Genomic DNA, 23569 nt, shown 5'->3' with positions numbered 1-23569 from the left:
TCCGGGTTCGCTTCGCGCCCCGGAATGACGGTCTGATTGCCGTTACCGGATCGGCGGCGCGTACTGGACGCCACCGGCGTTCCAGAGCTGGTTCATGCCGCGCGGGATCTTCAGCTTGGAGTCGGCGCCGACGTTGCGGTCGTAGACCTCGCCGTAATTGCCGACATGGCGGATGATGCGCACCGCCCAGTCCTTGGTCAGGCCGAGATCCTCGCCATAGGTGCCCTCGGTGCCGACCAGCCGCATCACTTCCGGCTTCTTCGACTTCAGCGCCTCGTCGATGTTCTTCGAGGTGATGCCGAGCTCTTCGGCGTTGATCATGGCGTACAGCGTCCACTTCACGATCATCATCCAGTCGTCGTCGCGCAAGCGCACCACCGGTGCCAGCGGCTCCTTGGAGATGATGTCGGCGAGGATCGTGTGGTCGCTCGGCTTGGCGAGGTTGAGCCGCAGCGCATAGAGCTGCGAGGCGTCCGATGTCAGCGTGTCGCACTGGCCGGAGTTATAGGCCTTCACGACGTCGTCCAGCTTGTCGAACTTCATCTCCGTGTACTTCATGTTGTTGGCACGGAAATAGTCGGCGAGATTGAGCTGCGTCGTGGTGTTGGCCTGCACGCAGACCTTGCTGCCGTTCAGGTCGAGCGCGGAATCGATGTTGCGCGACCGCGGCAGCATGAAGCCCTGGCCGTCATAATAGGCGACCGCAGGGAAATAGAGGTCGTAATTGGTCTCGCGCGACATGCTCCAGGTGGAGTTGCGCGAGAGGATATCGACCTTGCGGTTCTGCAGCTCCTTGAAGCGTTCGCTGGCGTCGAGCGGCACGAACTTCGCCTTCGACGGGTCGTCGAAGATCGCCGACGCGACCGCGCGGCAGAAGTCGACGTCGAAGCCGCTCCAGTTGCCCTTGTCGTCCGGGATCGAGAAGCCCGGCAAGCCCTTGTTGACACCGCACAGCACATCGCCGCGACGGACGGTGCGCTTCAGCGTGCGGGTGTCGTAACGCTCATAGGTGATGGCGGCGGCCGCAACCAGTGCGGCGATCGCGAGCCCGATCGTCAGGCCGCCTCGAAATGTACGCATGGGTTCTCTCTCGGGAAGGGTCGGGGAAAATCAGGGCGGAATCGAAGGCGGGTAGAGATCAGAGTTCGGGCTTTTGCCGGATGATCACCTTGGTGCCGACCGGAACGCGGTTGTAGAGATCGGCGACGTCGTTGTTGACCAGGCGGAAGCAGCCGGAGGAAACGGCGGTGCCGATGGTGTCGGGCCGGTTGGTGCCGTGGATGCGGTAGACCGTGGTACCGAGATACATCGCGCGTGCGCCGAGCGGATTGCCCGGGCCACCCGCCATGAAGCGCGGCAGATAGGGCTGGCGCGCGATCATTTCCGGCGGCGGCACCCAGTCCGGCCACTCGGCCTTGCGGGTGATGCTCACGAGGCCCTGCCATTGAAAGCCTTCGCGGCCGACGCCGATACCGTAGCGGAGCGCGCGGCCATTGCCCTGCACCAAATAAAGGTGGCGCTCGGCGGTCGCGACGATGATGGTGCCCGGTGCCTCATTGGTCCGGTAATATACGACCTGCTTTTGCCATTCCGGGTCGAGCTCGTAGCCGTCGTCGGCAACAAGGCCGGGCTCGTCGGCGTCCGGGCGGTTCTGGGCGAAGCCCTGCGACGTCGACAGCACGAGCGCACCCGTCGCGATCAACATCCAGACCAGGTGACGAAACTTCGTCATTGAAAGCTCTCCTTGTTGGCACGCGGCCAAATGGTTGCTCCACCCAAAATGCGCATGATCCGCCAAAGTGTGAGCGTTTGGCGATCAGATCGTGCGCCACCTTAACTTGAGCGAGATCGGACGCAAAACCGGTCCACGCTTTTGCTGATCTCGCTCGCGAACATCAAATCTCAGTGACAGCTTGATGGCAAGTTTAGGGCGAGCCTTGATCTAGATCACTGTAATGCTTCTGTTTTTTATCGCGATGAATGATCGACGGACGGGCCGGCCGCCTCATTTCGGCGCGATCCAGAGTCGCAAGGCGAACGAGATCAGCGTCACGGTGCCGACGCCGCCGAGCCAGAGCACCGCGAACCACAGCAGGCGCTGGCCGAGTGGCCGCTGATTCGGCACCAGAGCCATTTCCGTTCCGATGGAATCGGAACGGGGCTCTGGATTCTCGTTTTGACGCGTTTTCTTGACGCGAACCGGAATCCACTTCGCTGGAAAACGCTCTAGCGGCATCAGTGGTATCCGTGGCCGGGGCGCACCTTGCCGCGGAACACCCAATAGGCCCAGGCGGTGTAGCCGAGGATCAGCGGCACCAGGATCGAGACGCCGACCAGCATGAAGACCTGGCTGTTCGTCGGTGCCGCCGCCTGCCAGATGGTGATGCTCTGCGGCACGATGTACGGATACATGCTGATGCCGAGTCCGGCATAGGACAGCGCGAACAGCCCGAGCGTCAGGAAGAACGGCTGGTGGTCGTTCTTGTTGCTCAGCGCGCGCAGCAGCAGCGCGGTGACGGCGGCGACCGCGATCGGCACCGGCGCGGTGAGGATGATGTTGGGCCAGGCGAACCAGCGCTGGGTGTATTGCACGCTGAGGAACGGCGTCGCGATGCTGACGGCGCCGATCGCGCAGAGCATCGCGATCAACAACATCCAGCTCAGATGATAGGCGCGGTCGCGCAGCTCGCCCTCGGTCTTCATCACCAGCCAGGTCGCGCCGAGCAGCGCGTAGCCGATCACCAGCGCGACGCCGGTCAGGACGCTGAACGGCGTCAGCCAATCCCACCAGCCGCCGGCGTATTGGCGTCCCTCGACATGGATGCCCTGCAGGATGGCGCCGAGCGCGATCCCCTGCGCCAGTGTCGCAAGCAACGAGCCGCCGGCGAAGGCGATATCCCATTTGTTGCGCGCCTTCTGGGTCCGCCAGCGGAATTCGAAGGCGACGCCGCGGAACACGAGGCCGAGCAGCATCGCGATCATCGGCGTGTAGAGCGCCGGCATCAGCACCGCGTAGGCGAGCGGAAACGCCGCCATCATGCCGCCGCCGCCGAGCACCAGCCAGGTCTCGTTGCCGTCCCACACCGGCGCCACCGTATTCATGATGACGTCGCGGTCGGTCTTTTGCGGAAACAGCGGAAACAGGATGCCGAGGCCGAGATCGAAGCCGTCCATCACGACATAGACGAACACGGCAAAGGCGATGATGAAGGCCCAGATCGTGGCGAGATCGATCATCGCGCGCCCTCCACGGCAGTGCCGGCCGCCGGCGTGATGCCGGCGGCGCGGGCGGGAAGATCCTTCGTCGGGCCTTGCTCGCCGGGATGCGGCGGCTGCGCCATCAGCCGCAGGATGTAAATCACGCCCGCCGTGAACACGGCGAAATAGACGATGATGAAGGCAATCAGCGACGAGCCCACCGCTGGCGCCGCCAGCGGCGACGCCGAATCGACGGTGCGCAGCAGCCCGTAGACCGTGAACGGTTGCCGCCCGGTCTCCGTGGTGATCCAGCCCGCGAGCACCGCGATGAAGCCGGCGGGGCCCATGAGGACCGCGAAGTGATGCAGCAGCGGCGACTGGTACATCATCCCCCGCCAGCGCATCAAAAGGCTGAGCAGGCCGAGCCCCATGATCAGGAAGCCGAGTCCAACCATGATGCGGAACGACCAGAAGGTGATCGGCACCGGCGGCCAGTTCTCGCGCGGCACGGTGTCGAGGCCGGCCAGCGGCGCGTCGAGCGAATGCTTCAGGATCAGCGACGACAGTTTCGGCACCTCGATGGCATACTTGACCTTCGCTTCACGCTGGTCGGGCCAGCCGAACAGGATCAGCGGCGCGCCGTCCTTGTGGCTCTGGTAATGGCCTTCCATCGCCATCACCTTGGCGGGCTGGTGCTCCAGCGTGTTGAGGCCGTGCTGGTCGCCGGCGAGGATCTGGATCGGCGCCACCAGCGTCGCCATCCACATCGCCATCGAGAACATCACGCGCGCTCCGGCCAGATGCTGGTCGCGGAGCAGATGCCAGGCGCCGACCGCGCCGACCACGAGCGAGGTGGTGAGGTACGCCGCCAGCACCATGTGCACGAGGCGATAGGGGAACGACGGATTGAAGATCACCTTGAGCCAGTCGGCGGCGACGAACTGGCCGTCGGCGTTGACGGCGTGGCCGGTCGGTGTCTGCATCCAGGAATTGGCCGACAGAATCCAGAACGCCGAGATCAGCGTGCCGATCGCGACCATCAACGTCGCCACGAAGTGCAGCCTGGGGCCGACGCGTTCGAGCCCGAACAGCATCACGCCGAGGAAGCCGGCTTCCAGGAAGAATGCGGTCAGCACCTCATAGGCCATCATCGGGCCGATCACCGGCCCGGTCTTGTCGGCAAAGGATGACCAGTTGGTGCCGAACTGGTAGGACATCACGATGCCCGAGACCACGCCCATGCCGAACGCGACCGCGAAGATCTTCAGCCAGTAATTGAACAGGTTGATGTAGACCTCGCGCCTGGTGGCAAGCCACAGCGCTTCCAGCACCGCGAGATAGCTCGCAAGCCCGATCGAGAATGCGGGAAACACGATGTGGAACGACATCGTGAAAGCGAATTGCGCGCGGGCGAGTACGACCGCATCCCAGCCTTCGAACATTACGCACCATCCGTCGTCGACCTGGCGTGGACCTTACCACGTCAGCTGTGACGACAAAGAGGGCGGATTGTCCGACTAGAGCGGGTTGAGTTTTGGCTGGATCGGCTTGGCGCGGTCCCGGTTCACCTCTCCCCGTCGGGGAGAGGTGAGCTTTCGACGCCGTTCCAGCTTTGATTTCATCAGGCTTTAGCTGTTGGCGTTGAGCAGCCGCGCGACGGTGCGGTCGATCTCGTCGTACTGTCCCTCGCCGGCGTGCTGGAACACGATCTTGCCGTTCTGGTCGATCACGTATTGCGCCGGCCAATACTGGTTGCGGTAGGCGTTCCAGGTCAGCGAATTGTTGTCCTGCGCCACCGGATAGAGGATGCCGTGCCGCTTCAGCGCCGCCTGCACGTTGGAGGCCGAATGCTCGAACGGGAATTCCGGCGTGTGGACACCGATCACGACGAGGCCGCGATCCCGGTACTTGGAATAGAGCTGGGTGACGTGCGGTAGCGTGTTGACGCAGTTGACGCAGCCATAGGTCCAGAAATCCACCAGCACGACCTTGCCGCGCAGGTCGGCAAGCCTGAGCGGCTGCGAATTGAACCAGTTGCTGATGCCGACGAATTCGGGCGCGGTCTGGCTCTGTTCGGCGGTCATGGCGATCGCCCGCGGCACCGGCTGCGCCGGCGCGTCTGACTCGGTGCAGAGGCCGGGAATGACGGCGCCGCCGAGGCCAAGGCCCGCAACCAGAGTGGATACGGCGATCAAGCGCAGGGACATCGATATCTCCTTTGGGCTTACAGGCCGATCTGGCCGTTGGGATAGAACTGGGTCAGCCACGCCACGATCAGCGTGTCGTATTGCAGGTAGGACAGCGCGGCGAATGCGACGATCACGACGCCGAAGCCTTGCTGCAGGCGCGGCGCGATCCGCGCCATGCTGCGCACGCGCGTGGTGACGGCCTGTCCGCCATAGGCAATCGCAAGCATCGGGATCGCGGCGCCGATCGCGTAAGTGACGAGCTGCAGGCTCGCCCACGCGGTGTCCTTCGAGGTCGCGACGATGGTCAGGATCGAGCCGAGCACGGGGCCGGCGCACGGCGTCCACACCAGGCCGAGCGTAGAGCCGAGCACGAAGCCGCCGAACAGGCTTTGCGACGGCGCGGCCTGACCGAGGCTGCCCTCTTGTTTGGACGCGCTTTCTTGACGCGAACCGGTTTCGCTCGAAAACGCTTTGGTAGCGCCGGTGAGCCGGATCGACAGCCATTCGAACGGCGCCGGCCAGATCATCAGGAGACCGAAGCCCGCGAGCAGCACGGCCGCGCCGGTCCGCAGCACGTTCGGATCGAAATCGAAGGCGCGGGTGATCGCGCTCAGCAGCAATGCCACTGCAGAAAATGACATCACGAAGCCGAGCGCGATCATCGCGGGCCGCGCCTTGCCGGTCTGGCCTATCGATACCCCGAGCAGGATCGGCAGCATCGGCAGGGTGCAAGGGGCGGCGACGGTGGCGACACCGGCAAGCAGGGCAAGCGCAAGGCTGAGCATCGTCATCCGTCCATCAGAGTCCCGGCGCGCCAGAGGGCCGTGCCGGGTACGCCTGATGTTCTTCGCGAGGACGGTTGGGCCGTTACGGCGGGCCGGTCGCGAGCCGCGTCACGTCTGTGTGAGGCGAGGTGCACTCGGCTTCACGACGTCGCGCCAAATACAGAGCGACCCGGCTGGGGGGCATCCCGGCCGGGTCGTTGGAGGCTACTTGGGAGGTTAGAACGAAGAGGTATCGAAATCGGTTCAGTGAATTGGGGTTGGGGTTGCGTCGTTGGATATGGGTATAGAGGTCGCGTTTTTCCGGGTGATGTCGTCGATTGTTTCAATTGTTTCGTCGCCTGAATTTTTCGGCTTCGTGGACAATTGCCCGGTTCGCGTGATCTCCCTTTAAGAGGCTGAATTTACAATATTTTATGCGGCGACGCTATCCACGCCGGCACCCCGGAGGAGGTCGGCGAGCTGCTTGCGGGCATAGAACATGCGGGTCTTCACCGTGCTCTGCGGGATCCCGATGATCTGGCCGGCCTCCTCGACCGACTTCTCATGGTAGTAGACCAGATTGATGATCTCGCGGTGGGCCGGCGACAGCTTGGCCACGCAGGCGCGCAGGATCTCGCTGGTGGTGGCGCGATCGAGCGAGGTTTCCGGCGTGTCGGCGCCGTCGGCGATCTCCAGCACGTCGTCCTGGTCGATGTCCTCATGCTTGCGCTGGCGCAGCGCGGTCAGCGCCTTGAAGCGGGCGATCGAGAGCAGCCAGGTCGAGACCTGCGAGCGGCCCTCGAATTGGGCCGCGGTGCGCCAGACGTCCAGGAACACCTGGCTCACCAGGTCCTCGGCCATGGTGGTGTCGCGCACCATGCGGAGCACGAAGCGGTAAACCCGGACGTTATGACGGGCATAGAGCGTGTGCATCGAGGTGCGGTTATTCTTGGCGATACGCGCGAGCAGCGTTTCATCCGAGGTCGCGCGAGCAGCGTCGATATGCTTCGCGGCTGCAGCGTTGATGGCGATGACGTTCGGCATGACAGGCTCCCAGTTCGCCGTTGGGCGGCGGTTCGTTGGGAGAATTGTTAGTTACGGCCCGTTTCCGGATGTCTGCGCGAAAAGTGGAAAATGGTTTCGTGACCGGGAGAATTGTTTCGTCGCCGGCCGGACGATGAAACATTCAGGACCAAAAAGCCAATAATTTCAATGTGTGGAAAATTCGAACGGCCGGATTCCCGCCGTCGGAACGAATCCGGCTGTTATGACTTCTGGCACTGTCGGGGCTTATTCGGCCGCTTGCAGCGAGGGCGCCGCCTTTTTCGGAGCAATCCAGAACGCGTCGGGCCGCTCGAACAGGAAATTGGCCCGCGCCGCCAGCGCCAGCCGCCAGATCACGAGCGAACCGGCGACGCCGACCGCGGTCACGATCAGCGAGATCAGGCCGATGTCGTGGATGACGCCGAAGCGCAGCAGAAGGGTGCGTGACGAAGCCATCGGCAGGAAGAAGGCGAGATAGATCACGATCGAATGCTCGCCGCAGAAGCGCAGGAAGCCGAGCCAGTGCGCGCGCGCCAGCAGCGTGCCGGTCACGATGATTGCGCAGGCGCCGGCAAAGCCGAGTGCCAGCGAGACGACCGGCCATTCGCTCACCTCGAGCGCAACCAGGCCGCCATTGATCAGCGCCCAGAACCCAAGCCCGAGCAGGGCAAGCGCAGGCCGTGCCCGCGCGCGGTCCGACAGCGCAAACACGTAATCGGCGAGGACATAGCCGGTGTAGAAGTAGACGAAGCGGGAGCAGAATTCGTCGATCACGGTCCAGCCGGTCGCGACATGCGCGGTCTCCAGCGCTGCCGCGATCAGCCAGATCACGAGCGGGTGGACGTTGCGCGCGAGCTTGGTGACGACGAAGAAGATCGGCAGCAGATAGATGAACCACAGCGTGCCGAACGGCTCGATGAAGGACTCGAGATATTGCAGCCCAACCTGGGCCCAGCCGGTCTCGGCGGCCAGCGACGGCGCCTTGAAGCCGAACTGGATCGTCACCCAGAGCACGTAGAAATAGGCGAAGTGCATCACCTTGCGGTCGAGATAGGTGCGCCAGTCGCGATCGATCACGACCGACAGGAACAGGCCCGAGATCAGGAAGAAGTCCGGCATCCGGAACGGCTTGGCGAACATCACGACATAATGCATGAAGCCGGTCTGGTCGGCGGCCTTCTCGACCCCCAGCACCGAATGCATCATCACGACCATGATGATGCAGATGCCCTTGGCGTAGTCGACCCAGTCGACGCGTCCGCTCGCGCCTGGGGCGGAACGATCTGTCGCAGCGGCTGTGCCGTTTGTGGTCATCTTTGTCCTGTTCCGGCGTGATCGGGCCTATCATCGGCCCGATCGGTTGCTTTCTCCTTTATTCATACAAATGGTGTGCCGGCGAACCCGGACCTTTCAGCGGGTTTCCCGTAGCCGGCGAATGGTCTAAGAGGCCGAGGAATCCAAGAGAAGAGACCGTTTGTTAACCATAGGACGCACCGGCGCGAGCGCCGCTGCGGTGATGAAAAGTCCTTGCCGCGCCAATTCGATAGCCCGCTGCCGATCGACGCCGTGCTCGATGAGCTCGATCGCACGCTCGATGGTCACAACGCCGCGGTGCTGGTGGCGCCGCCGGGCGCCGGCAAGACCACGCGCGTGCCGCTCGCGTTGCTCGATGCACCCTGGGCGAGGGGCAAGAAGATCATCGTGCTGGAGCCGCGCCGCATCGCCGCGCGCGCCAGCGCCGAGCGGATGGCGAAGACGCTCGGCGAGCGTGCCGGCGAGACCGTCGGCTATCGCGTGCGCTTCGGCTCGAAGGTGTCGCGCGCAACGCGGATCGAGGTCGTCACCGAAGGCATCTTCTCGCGCCAGATCCTCGACGATCCCGAGCTCAACGGCGTCGCCGCGGTGCTGTTCGACGAATTCCATGAGCGCTCGCTGGATGCCGATCTCGGGCTGGCGCTGGCGCGCGACGCGCAGACCGGCCTGCGCGAGGACCTGCGGATCCTCGTGATGTCGGCAACGCTCGACGGTGCACGCGTCGGAAAACTGCTCGGCGACGCGCCGGTGGTCGAAAGCGAGGGGCGCGCCTTTCCGGTCGAGACCCGTTACGTCGGCCGCAAGGTCGACGCGCCGCTGGAGCGGCAGATGGCCGAGACGATCGCGGCCGCGCTGCGTGCCGATGCCGGCTCGGTGCTTGCCTTCCTGCCGGGCGCCGCCGAGATCCGCCGCACCCAGACTTTTTTGGCCGAGCGTGTGCACGACGCCGCGGTCGAGATCGTGCCGCTGTTCGGCGCGCTCGATGCCGCCGTGCAGGATCGCGCCATCGCGCCGGCGCCGAAGGGCACCCGCAAGGTGGTGCTGGCGACCTCGATCGCCGAGACCTCGCTGACCATCGAGGGCGTTCGCATTGTGGTGGACTCTGGCCTGGCGCGGGTGCCGCGCTACGAGCCTGACATTGCATTGACGCGGCTTGAGACCGTGCGGGCCTCGCGTGCCGCGGTGGATCAGCGGCGCGGCCGTGCCGGCCGCATCGAGCCCGGCATCTGCTACCGGCTCTGGGACGAGCCGCAGACCGCGTCGCTGCCGGCCTACACCGCGCCCGAAATCCTGTCCGCCGATCTGTCTTCGCTGGTGCTCGACCTCGCGCAATGGGGTGTCAGCGATCCCTCGGGCCTTGCCTTCCTCGATCCACCGCCGGGACCGGCGCTGAAGGAAGCCAAATCGCTGCTGTCGGAGCTCGGGGCGCTCGACGGCGATGGCCGCATGACAGAGGAAGGACAGAGCCTGCGCGCGCTGGCGCTGCCGCCGCGGCTGGCGCGCATGATCGTGGATTCCGCCCGCTTCGGTGCTGGCGAGGAAGCGGCCGAGATCGCCGCTGTTCTGACCGAGCGCGGGCTCGGCGGCGACAGCGTCGATCTCGACGTCAGGCTCGACCATTTCCGCCGCGATCGCTCGCAGCGCGCATCGAGCGCCCGCAGCATGGCGGCGCGCTGGGCCGCGCAGGCGAGGTCGGCGGCCGGCGAGCAGAAGGATCTCTCCACCGGCGTCATGCTGGCCTTCGCATTTCCGGATCGCGTCGCCAGGAACCGCGGCAATGGCAGCTTCGTGCTGGCCAATGGCCGCGGCGCCGCCGTCGAGCAGACCGCGGCGCTGGCGCGGCTGCCCTATATCGCGGTTGCCGAGCTGACCGGCACGGCCGCGAGCGGCCGCATCCTGCTGGCGGCGCCGATCACCCAGGAGGAGATCGAGCAGCGCTTCGCCGACCAGATCGAGAATGTGGAGGAGGTGACGTTCGACCGCGGCGCGATGGCGCTGCGCGCCCGCCGCAGGCGTTCGCTGCACGCGATCACGCTGTCGGAAGCACCGATGTCGCTGTCGCCCTCGGCCGAGACCGCGCGCATCTTCGCCGACGGCCTGATCGCGGCCGGGTTCGACCGGTTGCCGTGGTCGAAACACTCCAAGCAATGGCGCGACCGCGTCATGTTCCTGCGCAAGGCCGAGGACGAGAGCTGGCCCGACCTGTCCGACACCGCGCTCGCCGCGCGTGCCGATGACTGGCTGGTGCCGGCGCTGTACGACAAGACCGCGCTGAAGGAGCTCTCCGCCGGCGACCTGTCGGATGCGCTGATGGCGCTGCTGCCGTGGGAATTGCGCGCGCGGCTCGAACGCGAGGCGCCGACGCATTTCGAGGCGCCGACCGGAACGCAGCTTGCGATCGATTACGAGGCCGAGCAGGGCCCGACCATCGCGGTGCGGCTGCAGGAGCTGTTCGGGCTCAACACCCATCCCTCGATCGCCAAGGGCGCGGTGCCGCTGGTGCTGGAACTGCTGTCGCCGGCACAGCGGCCGGTACAGGTGACGCGCGATCTGCCCGGCTTCTGGCGCGGCAGTTACGCTGCCGTCCGTTCCGACCTGCGCGGCCGCTATCCGCGCCATCCCTGGCCGGAAGATCCCGCCAGCGCGATGCCGACCAGGCGCGTGAAACCGCGCGGGACTTAAGGTCGTTCTTCGTCATGGCCGGGCTTGTCCCGGCCATCCACGTCTTGCCTGCGTTGGTGGTCCAAAGACGTGGATGCCCGGCACAAGGCCGGGCATGACGAGAGGATTGAGTTCGGCGCTGGCGAGCGTCCGCAAACGGTGGTTAGATTTGCACGCTGGGATGGGATCACGGGCTCGCAGTTTGGGGAGGCCACCGTGGAGATCAAGAACGCATCGCCGTCGCTGTACAACGAAGACCTGGCGCCGGCCAAAGAACGCAACTGGGGCGCCTTCAGCATCTTCAACGTCTGGACCTCGGACGTGCACAGCCTCTGGGGCTATTATCTCGCCGCCAGCCTGTTCCTGCTCTGCGGCAGCTTCGTCAACTTCATCCTCGCGATCGGCGTCGGCTCGCTGGTGATCTTCGTGCTGATGAGCCTGATCGGCAATGCCGGCGTGAGGACCGGCGTGCCCTATCCGGTGCTGGCGCGCGCCTCGTTCGGGGTCTGGGGCGCCAACATTCCGGCGCTGGTCCGCGCCATCGTCGCCTGCTTCTGGTACGGCGCGCAGACCGCCGCGGCCTCGGGCGCGATCGTCGCGCTGCTGACCCGGATGGACAGCTTCAAGGCATTCCACCAATCCAGCCATATGCTCGGCCATTCCACGCTCGAAGTGATCTGCTTCGTCGTGATCTGGGCTTTGCAGCTCCTGATCATCCAGCGCGGCATGGAAACCGTCCGCCGCTTCCAGGACTGGGCGGGACCTGCGGTGTGGCTGATGATGCTGATCCTTGCGATCTATCTCTGCATCGCGGCCGGCGGCATCTCGCTCACCGCGCCGATCCCGCAGGACGTGCTGCTGGAGAAGACCAAGGAAGCCGGGGTGCCCGGCGTGCCCGGCTCTTTCCCGGCGCTCTGCGCCGTCGCCGCGACCTGGATCACCTATTTCGCCGCGCTCTATCTCAACTTCTGCGACTTCTCGCGTTATGCGCCTGACGTGCAGGCGCTGCGCAAGGGCAATATCTGGGGCCTGCCGGTCAATCTGGTCCTGTTTTCGCTGGTCGCCGGCGTCACCACGATCGCGGCGTTCAACGTCTACCACGAGGTGCTGCTGCATCCCGACCAGATCTCGGCCAAGTTCGACAGCTGGTTCCTGGCGCTGCTCGCCGCGGTCACCTTCGCGGTGGCGACGCTCGGCATCAACGTCGTCGCCAATTTCGTCTCGCCGGCGTTCGATTTCTCCAACGTGTTTCCGCGGCATATCGACTTCAAGAAGGGCGGCTACATCGCGGCGCTGATCGCGCTGGCGCTGTATCCGTTCGCGCCCTGGGAGGGCAGTGCCGCCTCGTTCGTCGGGCTGATCGGCGCGACGATGGGGCCGATCTTCGGCGTCATGATGGTCGACTATTATCTGATCGCCAAAGGCCGCGTGAACGTGCCGGCGCTGTATCAGGAGAACGGTGAATATCGCTTCCAGAACGGCTGGAACGTCAGCGCGCTGATCGCGGCTGGCATCGGGGCGCTGTTCTCGTCGGTGTTGCCGAACTTCACCTCGATCCTGCCGGCGTGGTGGGCGGTCTATGGCTGGTTCTTCGGCGTCGGAATCGCGGGCGCGGTCTATTACGCGCTGCGCGTTGCGATGCCGAGCCCGGTCGCCAGGACGGCCTGAGAGACGGCCTGAGAGACGGCCTTAGATCTGCCCTGGGGTCGGAAAATTGCGGCCCTCGCGGGCGACCGACGTCATTCGGCCGCCCCTCGGCGCGCGCATTAACCCTTCGCTCATCCTTTTCGCCAAAATGGCAGGCTCGTGCCGCCGCCCTCGCTCGCGGCGGGGCGAGCGGCGTGGTGAAATTGCTTGTTCGGTTTTCCGAGTATGGTGTCATGCGTAACCTGATGATTTTCGCGGCCATCCTGATCGGGCTGGGCACCTTCATGGCTCAGATGGCCAGCAAGATGTCGCCCGCCGCCGCGACCACCACAAAGCAGACCATGGCCCCAGCCGTCACGGTGGCGCAGGCCAGCGCCCGCACGGTCAGCATTGCGCCCGATCCTCGCGGTCATTTCGCGACCGACGGCCGGATCGACGGCCAGCGCATCAACTTCATGGTCGACACCGGCGCCTCGGTGGTTGCGCTGAACGAGACCTCGGCCGCGCGCTTCGGCCTGCGTCCGGTGCCGGGCGACTACACCTCGCGCGTCACCACTGCGAACGGCACCATCAAGGCCGCGCGCGCCCGCATCGCCATGATCGAGATCGGCGGCCTCACCGTGCGCGACGTCGACGCCCTGGTGCTGCCGGACGAAGCGCTGTCGGAGAACCTGCTCGGGCTGTCCTTCCTGTCCAAGCTGAAGCGCTTTGAATACGCCAACGGCAAATTGTTGCTGGAGCAGTAAGTCCGATTGGCATCAAAGCCTACCCAAGTCTTCCGCTGGATGCTTCCTCCGTGATGCGAAGCGCGGATCGACATTGATTCCGGCGTTTCGAAGCCGCGCCGTCTTCCCCTGTGATGCGGACCAGGTCCCCATTTCGGCAGAAATTCGGGCCACTGAGGCGGTTTCGCAGAGTGTCGAGCCGGTCTCCCGGCGTGCTCACCGCAAATCCCTACTGCACTCTCTAATATAGTCGGGCGGATCGTCGAGATTCGGGCAGCGCACGACCTGAGAGCAAAAGACTTCGTCACCGTGTTTGAATATCGAGACTTTTAAACTCTCGTCTCTCTCCGTCGGTTTCCCAATAATAGCTATGCCTAGACCGCGATCGTCACCTGATAGCGACACCTCATCTACGCCAAAAGCAAAAACGGATAGACACTCTTTCGGCACATCGGTCCATTGTCCATTGTGTTCAATGCGCATCGACCGTTCGAGGCCTACCCCAAACCCTTTTTTTTCCGGGTTTCGGTCGCAAACTGCCTTGAGGGTGCGAAGTTCGATCCTCGCAAGATCCCCGCCTTGTTGATTTTTGAAAGTCAAAGTCACGACATCCGGCTTACACCAGGGGCCGGAGTTTGCCTTGCATACCGTTGAACTGGTGAGCAGAAGGCATAAGGCTCCCGCGAGCGCGAACATTTTCATCGGCATGACTCAATATTTGTATCGATTCCAATCAGGCATTCTCGACCCCGTCGGCTTGCCGTGAAGCCAATACAAATAGCTCCCATCCCAAGATCCAACCCACGCTCGATAATCCGGAGTTTTCTGGGAGTAGGCTTTCGCATTGTTTAGATCTCCATCACTCTCGTGCTGATTATCCCAGTGCATGTGCCCACGTGCCACTGCACCGCTATCGCCAAACCCCACACCACCGCCGAGCGCTCCGTCTTGGAATCCGCGCGCTATCTGATCGTAGTAATATAGTCCGTTGCGCTTATGAATTTCCACGCCCAACTCCGGGATGAAACCCCTGCTCTTGGTCTCTTCCGGGTAATGTTGGGTACCAAGGTCTATCATTTCCTTGCGGGCAGCGTCCCATGCGCGTTCCGCGCTCTCGAAACCGATCCCCGCATTGCGGCTCGGATAGTCACCACCTTCGTCGCCGCCGAAGCGCTTGATGCCGACGATGCCACCCGATCCGCTGGGGCTGTTGCCAGTCGCTGGCCCATTGACGCCAGGCTGACCGGCTCCTGTCGCGGGCTGTTGCCGCTGGGTTTGCGGCTGTGGCTGCGCTGGTTGAGTTGGTGTCGGCGGCTGTTGAATCTGCGCCTGTTGAGCAAGGCGATCCGCGGCGAACGGATCGTGGTCAACGGGAACGAGCGAGTAGTCATCGAAGTCCGGCTGATGATCCACCGGCACCAGAGAGTAATCAGGCATGATCATTACCTACAGATATTGCGGACAGTTTCGGGCGAGCCCGTGCGTGACCGCACCTCGCGGAGAGGGCTGGGTTGGCTTTAGATGTCTGAAGGCAAGTGCTTAAAGGATGGCTGCGCAATGGCGCGGAAGTGTCGCTTCCGGTTCGGCTTGCCCATCGTCTTCGCCGGGGCGCCCGTCTGTCGGTGGGGGCGGCCCTGGCTATCAGCCAGTTCGGCTCGCTGCGGTGGCCAATTTCGGCGCGCTCGGCAGTGTACTGGCTGACAGCGGCCTGTCCGATTCAAAAAGCCCGCAGCGGATTTTCCGGTGCGGGCTTAATTGTTGCGACGATGAAAATATATCGGTGAGTTGCCCGACGTGTCAATTATTCGATGCGCAGATTGCAGAGCGCCGGGAGCGGCTGAAATAACAACCGCACGGCAATGCCTGTCCTTCCCTGGCCCCCCTGCAGAAACCATGCTGGGTCGGAGCGATTGGCGGTCAACCAACTCGTAGGGCGCGACAGCGTGCATATTGCGCTGCCGGGCAAGGATGGGTGGATGACGACAGTATTTCGCCGAGGCCAAATCTGCCGCAATTATTAGCCACAAGCCGTCAATCCTGCCTTCCGCTGCGGCGATGCATTCGCTAAAGGCTGCGGCGACGTCTTTCCGTATACGACCATAAGGCCGACCCATGTTTCCCAAGCCGAAATCCGTGCTGGTTCCGAACACCTATGCCTTTGAATCCGAGCCGCTGGTGAAGCCGACCGGGTTTCGCGAGTACGACGCGCGCTGGCTGTTCAACAAGGAAATCAACCTGATGGGCGTGCAGGCGCTGGGCATGGGGCTCGGCGCGCTGATCGCGGAGCTCGGCGTCCGCCAGGAGATCGTCACCGGTCACGACTTCCGCGGCTATTCCGCCTCGATCAAATACGCGCTGATCTCGGGCCTGATGGCGGCGGGCTGCAAGGTGCATGACATCGGGCTCGCGGTGACGCCGATGGCTTACTTCGCGCAGTTCGATCTCGATGTGCCCTGCGTCGCCATGGTCACCGCCTCGCATAACGACAATGGCTGGACCGGCGTCAAGATGGGCGCCAACCGTCCGCTCACCTTCGGTCCCGACGAGATGTCGCGGCTGAAGGCAATCGTGCTCAACGCCGAATTCAACAACAAGGCCGGCGGCTCCTATCAATTCCACGAGAATTTTCCGGCGCGCTACATCGCCGACCTCACCAGCCGGCCGAAGCTGAAGCGCAGGCTGAAGGTCGTCGCGGCCTGCGGCAACGGCACCGCGGGCGCGTTCGCGCCGCAGGTGCTGGAGGCGATCGGCTGCGATGTGATCCCGCTCGACACCGAGCTCGATCACACCTTCCCGAAATACAATCCGAATCCGGAAGACATGGAGATGCTGCACGCGATCCGCGATGCGGTGCTGGCGCACAAGGCCGATGTCGGCCTCGGCTTCGACGGCGACGGCGACCGCTGCGGCGTGGTCGACAACACCGGCGAGGAGATCTTTGCCGACAAGGTCGGCGTCATGCTGGCGCGCGACATGTCGGCGATCAACGCCAACGCGCAGTTCGTCGTCGACGTGAAGTCGACCGGGCTGTTCGTGACCGACCCCGTCTTGCAGAAGCAGGGCGCGAAGACGGTCTACTGGAAGACCGGCCATTCCTACATGAAGCGGCGCACCAATGAGCTCGGCGCGCTCGCCGGCTTCGAGAAGTCCGGCCACTTCTTCTTCAACAAGCCGTTCGGCCGCGGCTATGACGACGGCCTGGTGTCGGCGATCGCGATCTGCGAGATGCTCGACCGCGCGCCCGGCAAGTCGATGGCCGACCTGAAGGACGCGCTACCGAAGACCTGGTCGTCGCCGACCATGTCGCCGCATTGCGCCGACGAGGCGAAGTACGGCGTCGTCGACGCCGTCGTGAAGCACTTCGAGGCACTGCAGCAGCAGGGCGGGAAGGTCGCGGGCCTGAACATCCGCGACCTCGTCACCGTCAATGGCGTGCGCGTCACGGTCGAGGACGGCAGCTGGGGCCTGGTGCGCGCGTCCTCGAACAAGCCGGAGCTCGTGGTCGTGGTGGAAAGCCCGGTCAGCGAGCGGCGCATGCACGACATGTTCGAGGCGATGGATGCCGTGCTGCGCACGCATCCCGAGGTCGGCGAGTACAATCAGAAGATTTGAGGCGGGCTTTCCGCGAACCAACTCGTCATCGCCCGCTTTCGCGGGCGACTACACCGCGTTGATTGGCCGGCGATGCCAAATCAAATTCGATCTCGTCCCTGCGAAAGCAGGGACCCATAACCACCGAAGTTCATTGTTGCGCGACGCCGGAACGACGGGTCCCGTCCATCGCATCCGCCGCGGCGTATGGGTCCCTGCTTTCGCAGGGACGACAAGCGGAAGGAGTCTTAGTCCCCCACACCTGTCATCACCCGGATTGCCGCCTCCGCTAAGCTTCGGCGCGCTGCGCACTCGTGGCGTCGTCGAAGTCTCGGCGTAGACGGGACCAGCCGATGACAGTCCTCACGCCGCCCGCAGCGAAGCCAGGAAGCGGTCCAGTTCGGTCTTCAGCCACTCCGACTGCGACGACAGGCCGTTGGCCGCATCGAGCAGTTGTGCGGTCGCGCTGCCGGCCTGTTCGGAGGCGCGGTTGACGTTGAGGATGCCCTTGTTGACGTCCCGCGTGCGATCGGCCGCCTGCTGCAAATTGCTGGAGATCTCGCGGGTCGCCGCGCCCTGCTGATCGACGGCAGCCGCGATCTCGCCGGAGACCTGGTCGATCTCCGCGATCGTGGTGCCGATGCTCCCGATCGCGCTGACCGCCGCGCCGGTCGCGCTCTGGATATCCTGGATCTGGGCCGAGATCTCCTCGGTCGCCTTGGCGGTCTGGTTGGCCAGTGCCTTGACCTCGCTCGCGACCACGGCGAATCCGCGGCCATGCTCGCCGGCGCGCGCCGCTTCGATGGTTGCGTTCAGAGCGAGCAGATTGGTCTGGCTGGCAATGCTCTGGATCAACGTCACCACCTCGCCGATCTTCTGCGTGCCGGCGGCAAGGCCTTCGACGACGCCGTTGGTGCGGCGTGCCTCGTCGGCGGCCTTGGCGGCGATCCGCGCCGAGCGCGTCACCTGCTCGGCGATGTTGTTGATCGAGGCCGTCAGCTCCTCGGTCGCGGACGCGACGGTTTCCACATTGCTGGAGGCCAGCGTCGATGCGGAGGCGGCGGCGGTGGCCTGGCGGATGGTTTCCGCGTTGCTGCCGTTCATCGTCGCCGACAGGTCCTGCATCGCGCTCGCCGCTACCGCGACGGCCTCGACGACCTCGCCGATCTTGCGCTCGAAGCCGGCGGCGAGCTCGCGCCGCGCGGCATCGCGATCGTGCTTGGCGCGTTCGGCCTCGATGCGCTCGGCATTGGCGCGCGCCTCGGCGGCTCCGGCGGCCTCGGCCTCCGCCGCCTTCAGCGCCGACGTCCTGAACAGTTCGGCAAGCGTGTGCGCGAGCCAGATCAACACGCCGGCCTCGATCAGCAGGATCACGGCGTGGAGAACGACGCGACCGAAATCGGCGCCGCCGGGATAGATCGCGGCCGGCAGGATGAAATTCAGCGTCAGGTGATGCAGGGCAACAGCCAAAGTGCCGGCGACGATCGGCCGATAGTCGCAATAGGCGACGAGGCACGCCAGCGCGGCGAAGAAATACATGTGCATGTCGACCTGCCAGCGGTGCCCGGCAAACTGGTAGACCAGCATCGACACGCCGGCCATCAAGGCCACGGCAACGATCAGGCGCGTTGAAACGCCGTTCCCCGAGACGCGCCACGACACCGTCGCGGCCAGCGCCATCGCGACCATGAAGCCGGCCGGCATCAGCCAGTCGGTGTGCAGCGTCATGCCGACGATGATCGCGATCGGAACGTGCAGCCACAGCACCACGAGCAGGATCTTGCTGGCCGTCTCGCGCAGGGCGGCCATTTCATCGCCTTCGAAGGTCATCCCCAACCCCCAGATCGTCATACGCCCTGAAGCAGCCGGCGATCGCCTGCGGATCCATGGTCAGCAAGGCGCCGGCCTCGTACAGCCGGCTCAGCCCGCCATTGCGATCGGGCCGCACCACCAGCAGGGCCGGGATCGCGGTCATCCGAACGATCGACGCATCGGCGGATGCGGCGGCCAGCAGCACGCGCTCGGCGCGCCACCATGGCGGAAAGGCCACGGCCACCACATCGCTGCCCGCACGCACCTGCAACGACAGCGTTGCGACCGCGATCCAGCTCGCGATCAGCAATGCGGCCGCGCCCAGCCAGGCGGGCCGTCGTTTCGCTGGGATGATGTCCCCCGGCTTCATCGCAGCAGAATACCGCTGCCGCCGCTAACTTCAGGTAAATGCCGAACGCGCCAACTACCTGGGAGCGTATCGACCTATCGTGTGGGATTGTGCGGCGGCGCTTACGCCGCGGGCACCGGCAGCGCCGTCACCGACTTGATCTTCTCCATCGCGAAGCGCGAGGTGACGTTCTTCAGCGGCACGGCACTGATCAGCTTCTTGTAGAACACGTCGTAGGCCTGCATGTCCGCGACCACGACGCGGAGCATGTAGTCGACGTCGCCGGCCATCCGGTAGAACTCCATCACCTCGGGCATGGCGCTGACGGCATCAGCGAATTTGCGCAGCCAGGCTTCCGAATGGTCGGCGCTCTCGACCGAGACGAACACCGAAATCCCGAGCCCGATCTTGTTCTGGTCGACCAGCGCCACGCGGCGCAGGATCACGCCGTCGGCCTCCAGCCGCTGGATGCGCTTCCAGCACGGCGTCGACGACAGGCCGACCCGGTCGCCGATCTCGGCGACGGAGAGCGACGCATCCTCCTGCAGCACGGTCAGAATCTTGCGATCGATCGCGTCGAGACGGCGGCTGTTGTCATGAAGCTGAATGGCGACATCGGTCATAGAAGAAAGTTCCATATGAAGGTTCAATATCCCTCATATAGAGAAGAATCTTCCAAATCAAGCGATTCGTGGCGGCTCAGGCCGGCTTGGCGTCGGCGTGCTGACCCAAAAACTCTTCAACTTCAGTACGTTGCGGTGCGGCATAAGCACCCCCGAAGCGGGTGCATTTCAGCGCTGCAGCCGCCGAGGCGAAGCGGAGCGCGTCGCGTAGCGGCTGCTTCTCGGTGATGGCGAGGGCGAAGGCCCCGTGGAACACGTCGCCGGCCCCGAGCGTGTCGACGGTATGGACCGGGAAGGCCGGGGTTTCCTCGAGCTCGCCGTTCTCGTTGAGCCAGATCGTGCCCATCGGCCCGCGGGTGCCGGCCAGGAAGGACGGGGTGAGCTTGGCGAGCTTGTGCAGCGCCTGGCCGTCGTCGGTGACGTCGGCGGTCTCCTGCAGCGGCTCGCTGGAGAACACCAGATGGGAGGAGGCGGTGAGCAGTCCCTCCCGCATCGACATCGCGCGGTCGACGTCGACCACCACCGGGATGTCGCGCTTGACCGCCTCGGCGCAAAGCTCGGTGCAGAACGGCGCGCAGCGGCTCTCGGTCAGGATCGCCGCGCAATCCTCCAGCAAGAGCTCGGTCGGCGGCAGCTTGACCTTCCAGAGCTCCGGATCGCGGAAGGTGACGATGGTGCGCTCGCCGCTGTCGTCGATCATGATCGCCGAGATCGGGGTGACCAGGTTCGGCATGTGGATCAGATGATTGGTCTCGATGCCTTCCTGGGCGAGCTTGTCGAAGATGTAGCGGCTCGAGGTCTCCTGCGAATCGCCCATCGGTCCGCAGATCGAAGCACGCCCGCCCAGCCGGACGATGCCGATCGCGGCGTTCAGCGCATTGCCGCCGCAGATCTCGTCGAAATGCGTCGCGTTCTCCTTGGAGCCGCGCGCCGGAACGCTGACGCGAAAGGTCAGGTCGCGCACCGGCAGGCCGATGCAGAGGATGCGGGGCGGGACTTTCGGGGCGCCGTTCTGAAAATTCATGCGGGGATCCGTCGCAATGGTTCCGTTACTGCCAGAACTGTGTCCAGCTTAATCGGCAGAACGATGTCCGGTTCCCGCTATTTGTCCAACGGGTTCTGGTGGTGCACCCAGCGGCCCAGCAGATGATGGGCAATCGCGAACGGATGCGGGCCGGCGAGCCCGTCGGGGTGCTGGCGCGTCAGCATCAGCGCCGCCTCGGCATGGTCGAACCAGCGCGCATCTTCCAGCTCGGTGCGGTCGACCACGATGTCCTCGTTGGTCGCGCGTGCGGTGCAGCCGATCATCAGCGATGACGGATAGGGCCAGGGCTGCGTCATGTAGTAATTGACGTCGGTGCAGCGAATGCCGGACTCTTCGAAAATCTCGCGCCGCACGGCGTCCTCGATGGTCTCGGCGGCTTCCACGAACCCGGCGAGGCAGGAATACATGCCGGGCATGAACTGCTTCTGCCGTCCCAGCAGCACCTTGTCGCCTGATGTGACCAGCATGATCACGACCGGGTCGGTGCGCGGAAAGTGCTCGGCCTTGCAGCTCGGGCATTCGCGCTTCCAGCCGCCGTCCTTCATCGCGGTGCGGGTGCCGCAGTTCGGACAGAAGCCGTGGCGCTGATGCCAGGTCACCATCGATTTCGCCATCGCGATGGCCGAGAGCTGCTCGGGCGGCACCACGCCCTGCATCGCCATGCCGCGCAATTCGGTGATCGCGACGTCGCTGCGTCCGACCAGCTTCTCGGCCGCCTGCGGCGCGATCCCCATGCCGAAGATCGGCGCGGCGTCGCGCAGCCCGAGAAAGATCGTGCCGGGATTGGCGCCGTAACTGCGGGCTTCCTCCAGCGAGAGCAGTGCGCGGGCCCCGCCGTCCTCCTGCTTCACGACCAGCGAGTCGCGATAGATCACGTAGGCTCTAGCCTCGCGATGGCCTTCCAGCGCGAATAGCTTCTCGTCGTTGGTGCGCAAATGCGCGGCGCGGTCCAGCACGTGGGTGACGAAGGCCGGCTGGCCGAGCGGAAAGGAATCGAATGCAGACATTGAATGTTCAACCCAACCAGATCTTGCGGCGAAGCGCGCTGATGAAATTCTGCACTTCCTCGGCGTCATGCGCCAGCGGCGGCATCACGCCCCAAACGGGACGCGGCCATGCAGCGTCGCTGGTGCGGCGCGCGATGACGTGGACGTGGAGCTGCGGCACGAGGTTGCCGAGCGCGGCGACATTCAGCTTGTCGCACTTGGTGACCTCTTTCAGGGCCCGCGAGACGCGGGTGATTTCGGTCATCAGCTGCGCCTGCGCGACCTCGTCGAGGTCGATGATCTCGACCGCGCCGTCGCGCCGCGGCACCAGCAGCAGCCACGGATAATGCGCATCCTTGATGACGAGCACCTTGCACAGCGGCAGGTCGCCGATGTCGATGGTGTCTTTCTTGAGCTGCGAGTGCAGCGACCAATTGGAGGCGGGCATGGGGGGCAAATAATGCCTTTCCGTGTTCCCAGACAAGTCCCACAAAGCCAGCCTTACAAAGCCGGGTCAGGCCGCTTGCTTTCCGGCGGTTTTGGCCCCAAATAGGGACCGGGAGATTGGCGGTGGACGAGCCACTCGCCAACCGGGTCAGGTCCGGAAGGAAGCAGCCCTAACGAGGTCCGGATCGGGTCGCTCGTCAGTCTCCTACCTGTTTTTCCGAGCGAATCGCGCTGGAATGGCGGTCTCCGCGCCCGGCGCTCGATTTTGGCTCCTATCCGCACGCCGGCTGAAGAGACACCCAAGTTGCGGATCGACGCATGAATGACGCTGGCGACCCCTCCCAACCGTCCGACGGCGCCGGCAAAGGAAGCCCTGACGGCGGTTTCGATCTCGGCGGCGCGCCGGACGCCGCAAAACCCTACCGCGTTCTTGCCCGCAAATACCGCCCCTCCAGCTTCGAGGATTTGATCGGCCAGGAGGCCATGGTGCGCACCGTCTCGAACGCGTTCGAGACCGGGCGGATTCCGCAGGCCTGGATCCTCACCGGCGTCCGCGGGGTCGGCAAGACCACCACCGCGCGCATCCTCGCCCGCGCCTTGAACTACGCCAAGGCGGACGGTTCGGTGCAGGGGCCGACCATCCACATGCCCGACCTCGGCGTGCACTGCCAGGCGATCATGGAAAGCCGGCACATGGACGTGCTGGAGATGGACGCCGCCTCCCACACCGGCGTCGACGATGTCCGCCAGATCAATGACAGCGTGCGCTACGCGCCGGCGAGCGCGCGCTACAAGGTCTACATCATCGACGAAGTCCACATGCTGTCGACGGCGGCGTTCAACGCCTTCCTGAAGACGCTGGAGGAGCCGCCGGAGCACGCCAAGTTCGTGTTCGCCACCACCGAAATCCGCAAGGTTCCGATCACGGTGCTGTCGCGCTGCCAGCGCTTCGATCTGCGCCGCGTCGAAGCCGACGTGCTGATGAAGCATCTCGGCAACATCGCGGCCAAGGAAGGCGTCGAGGTCGAGCCCGAGGCGCTCGGCATCATCGCGCGGGCGGCCGAGGGATCGGTGCGCGACTCGCTGTCGCTGTTCGACCAGGCGATCGCGCATGCCGCGGGCAACGTGAAGGCCGACGCGGTCAGGCAGATGCTCGGCCTCGCCGACCGCACCC

General features: G+C 64.6%; 22 protein-coding genes and 1 other RNA gene. 6 read left to right on the top strand and 17 right to left on the bottom strand.

All coding sequences use genetic code 11. The annotated features are described in order from the left end of the window. Positions 1–42: 42 nt before the first annotated feature. From AKL29_RS17980 to AKL29_RS17945, 9 genes are all read right to left on the bottom strand, one after another. Entirely contained in the window at positions 43–1080 is a 1038-nt protein-coding gene (locus AKL29_RS17980; protein ID WP_028335962.1) for an amino acid ABC transporter substrate-binding protein, read from the bottom strand. A gap of 58 nt (positions 1081–1138) precedes the next feature. Then, complete coding sequence (locus tag AKL29_RS17975) at positions 1139–1732, bottom strand: L,D-transpeptidase (RefSeq protein WP_028335961.1); 594 nt, start codon at positions 1730–1732, stop codon at positions 1139–1141. A 273-nt stretch (positions 1733–2005) separates the two neighbouring features. Then, positions 2006–2134 carry a DUF2474 domain-containing protein gene (locus tag AKL29_RS41995; RefSeq protein ID WP_152977644.1) on the bottom strand — a complete coding sequence of 43 codons (129 nt, stop codon included), beginning with the start codon at positions 2132–2134 and terminating at the stop codon, positions 2006–2008. Positions 2135–2235: 101 nt separating this feature from the next. Then, the gene (cydB, locus tag AKL29_RS17970; protein ID WP_028335960.1) at positions 2236–3237 is read right to left on the bottom strand and encodes a cytochrome d ubiquinol oxidase subunit II; all 1002 of its coding nucleotides are present in this window, start codon (positions 3235–3237) and stop codon (positions 2236–2238) included. Beyond that, complete coding sequence (locus tag AKL29_RS17965) at positions 3234–4640, bottom strand: cytochrome ubiquinol oxidase subunit I (RefSeq protein ID WP_050385050.1); 1407 nt, start codon at positions 4638–4640, stop codon at positions 3234–3236. The genes cydB and AKL29_RS17965 overlap by 4 nt, the downstream gene beginning before the upstream one ends. A 186-nt stretch (positions 4641–4826) precedes the next feature. Next, positions 4827–5405, bottom strand: coding sequence for a thioredoxin family protein (locus AKL29_RS17960; protein WP_028335958.1), 579 nt, complete (start codon positions 5403–5405; stop codon positions 4827–4829). Between the two features lie 17 nt (positions 5406–5422). After that, positions 5423–6172, bottom strand: a complete 750-nt coding sequence (locus tag AKL29_RS17955) for a cytochrome c biogenesis protein CcdA (protein WP_050385091.1) — start codon at positions 6170–6172, stop codon at positions 5423–5425. Between the two features lie 411 nt (positions 6173–6583). Then, positions 6584–7195, bottom strand: coding sequence for a sigma-70 family RNA polymerase sigma factor (locus AKL29_RS17950; protein WP_028335956.1), 612 nt, complete (start codon positions 7193–7195; stop codon positions 6584–6586). Between the two features lie 246 nt (positions 7196–7441). Next, positions 7442–8509 (bottom strand): acyltransferase family protein, encoded by a 1068-nt coding sequence (locus tag AKL29_RS17945; protein WP_050385049.1) that lies wholly within the window; start codon positions 8507–8509, stop codon positions 7442–7444. A 213-nt stretch (positions 8510–8722) separates the two neighbouring features. Here AKL29_RS17945 and hrpB point away from each other — a divergent pair, with 213 nt between their 5' ends. The 3 genes from hrpB to AKL29_RS17930 all read left to right on the top strand — a co-directional run bounded on the left by hrpB (position 8723) and on the right by AKL29_RS17930 (position 13563). Continuing rightward, positions 8723–11191, top strand: a complete 2469-nt coding sequence (hrpB, locus tag AKL29_RS17940) for an ATP-dependent helicase HrpB (RefSeq protein ID WP_050385048.1) — start codon at positions 8723–8725, stop codon at positions 11189–11191. Between the two features lie 195 nt (positions 11192–11386). Beyond that, on the top strand, positions 11387–12838 hold the full coding sequence (locus AKL29_RS17935; protein WP_050385090.1) for an NCS1 family nucleobase:cation symporter-1: 1452 nt from the start codon (positions 11387–11389) through the stop codon (positions 12836–12838). A gap of 212 nt (positions 12839–13050) precedes the next feature. After that, complete coding sequence (locus AKL29_RS17930) at positions 13051–13563, top strand: TIGR02281 family clan AA aspartic protease (RefSeq protein ID WP_028335952.1); 513 nt, start codon at positions 13051–13053, stop codon at positions 13561–13563. Between the two features lie 195 nt (positions 13564–13758). On the opposite strand, the gene AKL29_RS41990 is transcribed toward AKL29_RS17930, so the two are convergent. After that, a complete protein-coding gene (locus AKL29_RS41990; protein WP_152977643.1) occupies positions 13759–14244 on the bottom strand; it encodes a hypothetical protein in 486 nt (161 codons plus the stop codon). A gap of 9 nt (positions 14245–14253) precedes the next feature. Beyond that, positions 14254–14979, bottom strand: coding sequence for a hypothetical protein (locus AKL29_RS41985; RefSeq protein ID WP_152977642.1), 726 nt, complete (start codon positions 14977–14979; stop codon positions 14254–14256). 675 nt (positions 14980–15654) lie between these two features. Here AKL29_RS41985 and AKL29_RS17920 point away from each other — a divergent pair. Further along, the gene (locus AKL29_RS17920; protein WP_050385046.1) at positions 15655–17154 is read left to right on the top strand and encodes a phosphomannomutase/phosphoglucomutase; all 1500 of its coding nucleotides are present in this window, start codon (positions 15655–15657) and stop codon (positions 17152–17154) included. Between the two features lie 342 nt (positions 17155–17496). On the opposite strand, the gene AKL29_RS17915 is transcribed toward AKL29_RS17920, so the two are convergent. The 6 genes from AKL29_RS17915 to AKL29_RS17890 form a co-directional block, all read right to left on the bottom strand. Further along, a complete protein-coding gene (locus AKL29_RS17915) occupies positions 17497–18963 on the bottom strand; it encodes a methyl-accepting chemotaxis protein (RefSeq protein ID WP_050385045.1) in 1467 nt (488 codons plus the stop codon). Next, entirely contained in the window at positions 18944–19315 is a 372-nt protein-coding gene (locus AKL29_RS17910) for a hypothetical protein (protein WP_050385044.1), read from the bottom strand. Before AKL29_RS17910 ends, AKL29_RS17915 begins: the two co-directional genes overlap by 20 nt. Positions 19316–19416: 101 nt before the next feature. Further along, positions 19417–19917, bottom strand: coding sequence for an Lrp/AsnC family transcriptional regulator (locus AKL29_RS17905; protein ID WP_016848075.1), 501 nt, complete (start codon positions 19915–19917; stop codon positions 19417–19419). Between the two features lie 76 nt (positions 19918–19993). Beyond that, on the bottom strand, positions 19994–20941 hold the full coding sequence (locus AKL29_RS17900; protein WP_050385043.1) for a sugar kinase: 948 nt from the start codon (positions 20939–20941) through the stop codon (positions 19994–19996). Between the two features lie 77 nt (positions 20942–21018). Further along, on the bottom strand, positions 21019–21969 hold the full coding sequence (gene nudC, locus AKL29_RS17895; protein WP_050385042.1) for an NAD(+) diphosphatase: 951 nt from the start codon (positions 21967–21969) through the stop codon (positions 21019–21021). Between the two features lie 7 nt (positions 21970–21976). Next, positions 21977–22396: an HIT domain-containing protein gene (locus AKL29_RS17890; RefSeq protein ID WP_028344138.1), complete on the bottom strand. Its 420-nt coding sequence runs from the start codon at positions 22394–22396 to the stop codon at positions 21977–21979. Between the two features lie 111 nt (positions 22397–22507). On the opposite strand from AKL29_RS17890, the gene ffs reads away from it, so the two are divergent. Further along, an RNA gene (gene ffs / locus AKL29_RS39865) (signal recognition particle sRNA small type) lies at positions 22508–22604 on the top strand. Between the two features lie 109 nt (positions 22605–22713). Beyond that, on the top strand, positions 22714–23569 hold an 856-nt coding region (gene dnaX / locus AKL29_RS44995; RefSeq protein WP_244482129.1), incomplete at its 3' end, for a DNA polymerase III subunit gamma/tau.

It is taken from the genome of Bradyrhizobium pachyrhizi (assembly GCF_001189245.1).
GTDB lineage: Bacteria > Pseudomonadota > Alphaproteobacteria > Rhizobiales > Xanthobacteraceae > Bradyrhizobium > Bradyrhizobium pachyrhizi.
Note: the sequence above shows the minus strand (reverse complement) of the source record. Positions and strands in the feature narration are given on the sequence as shown.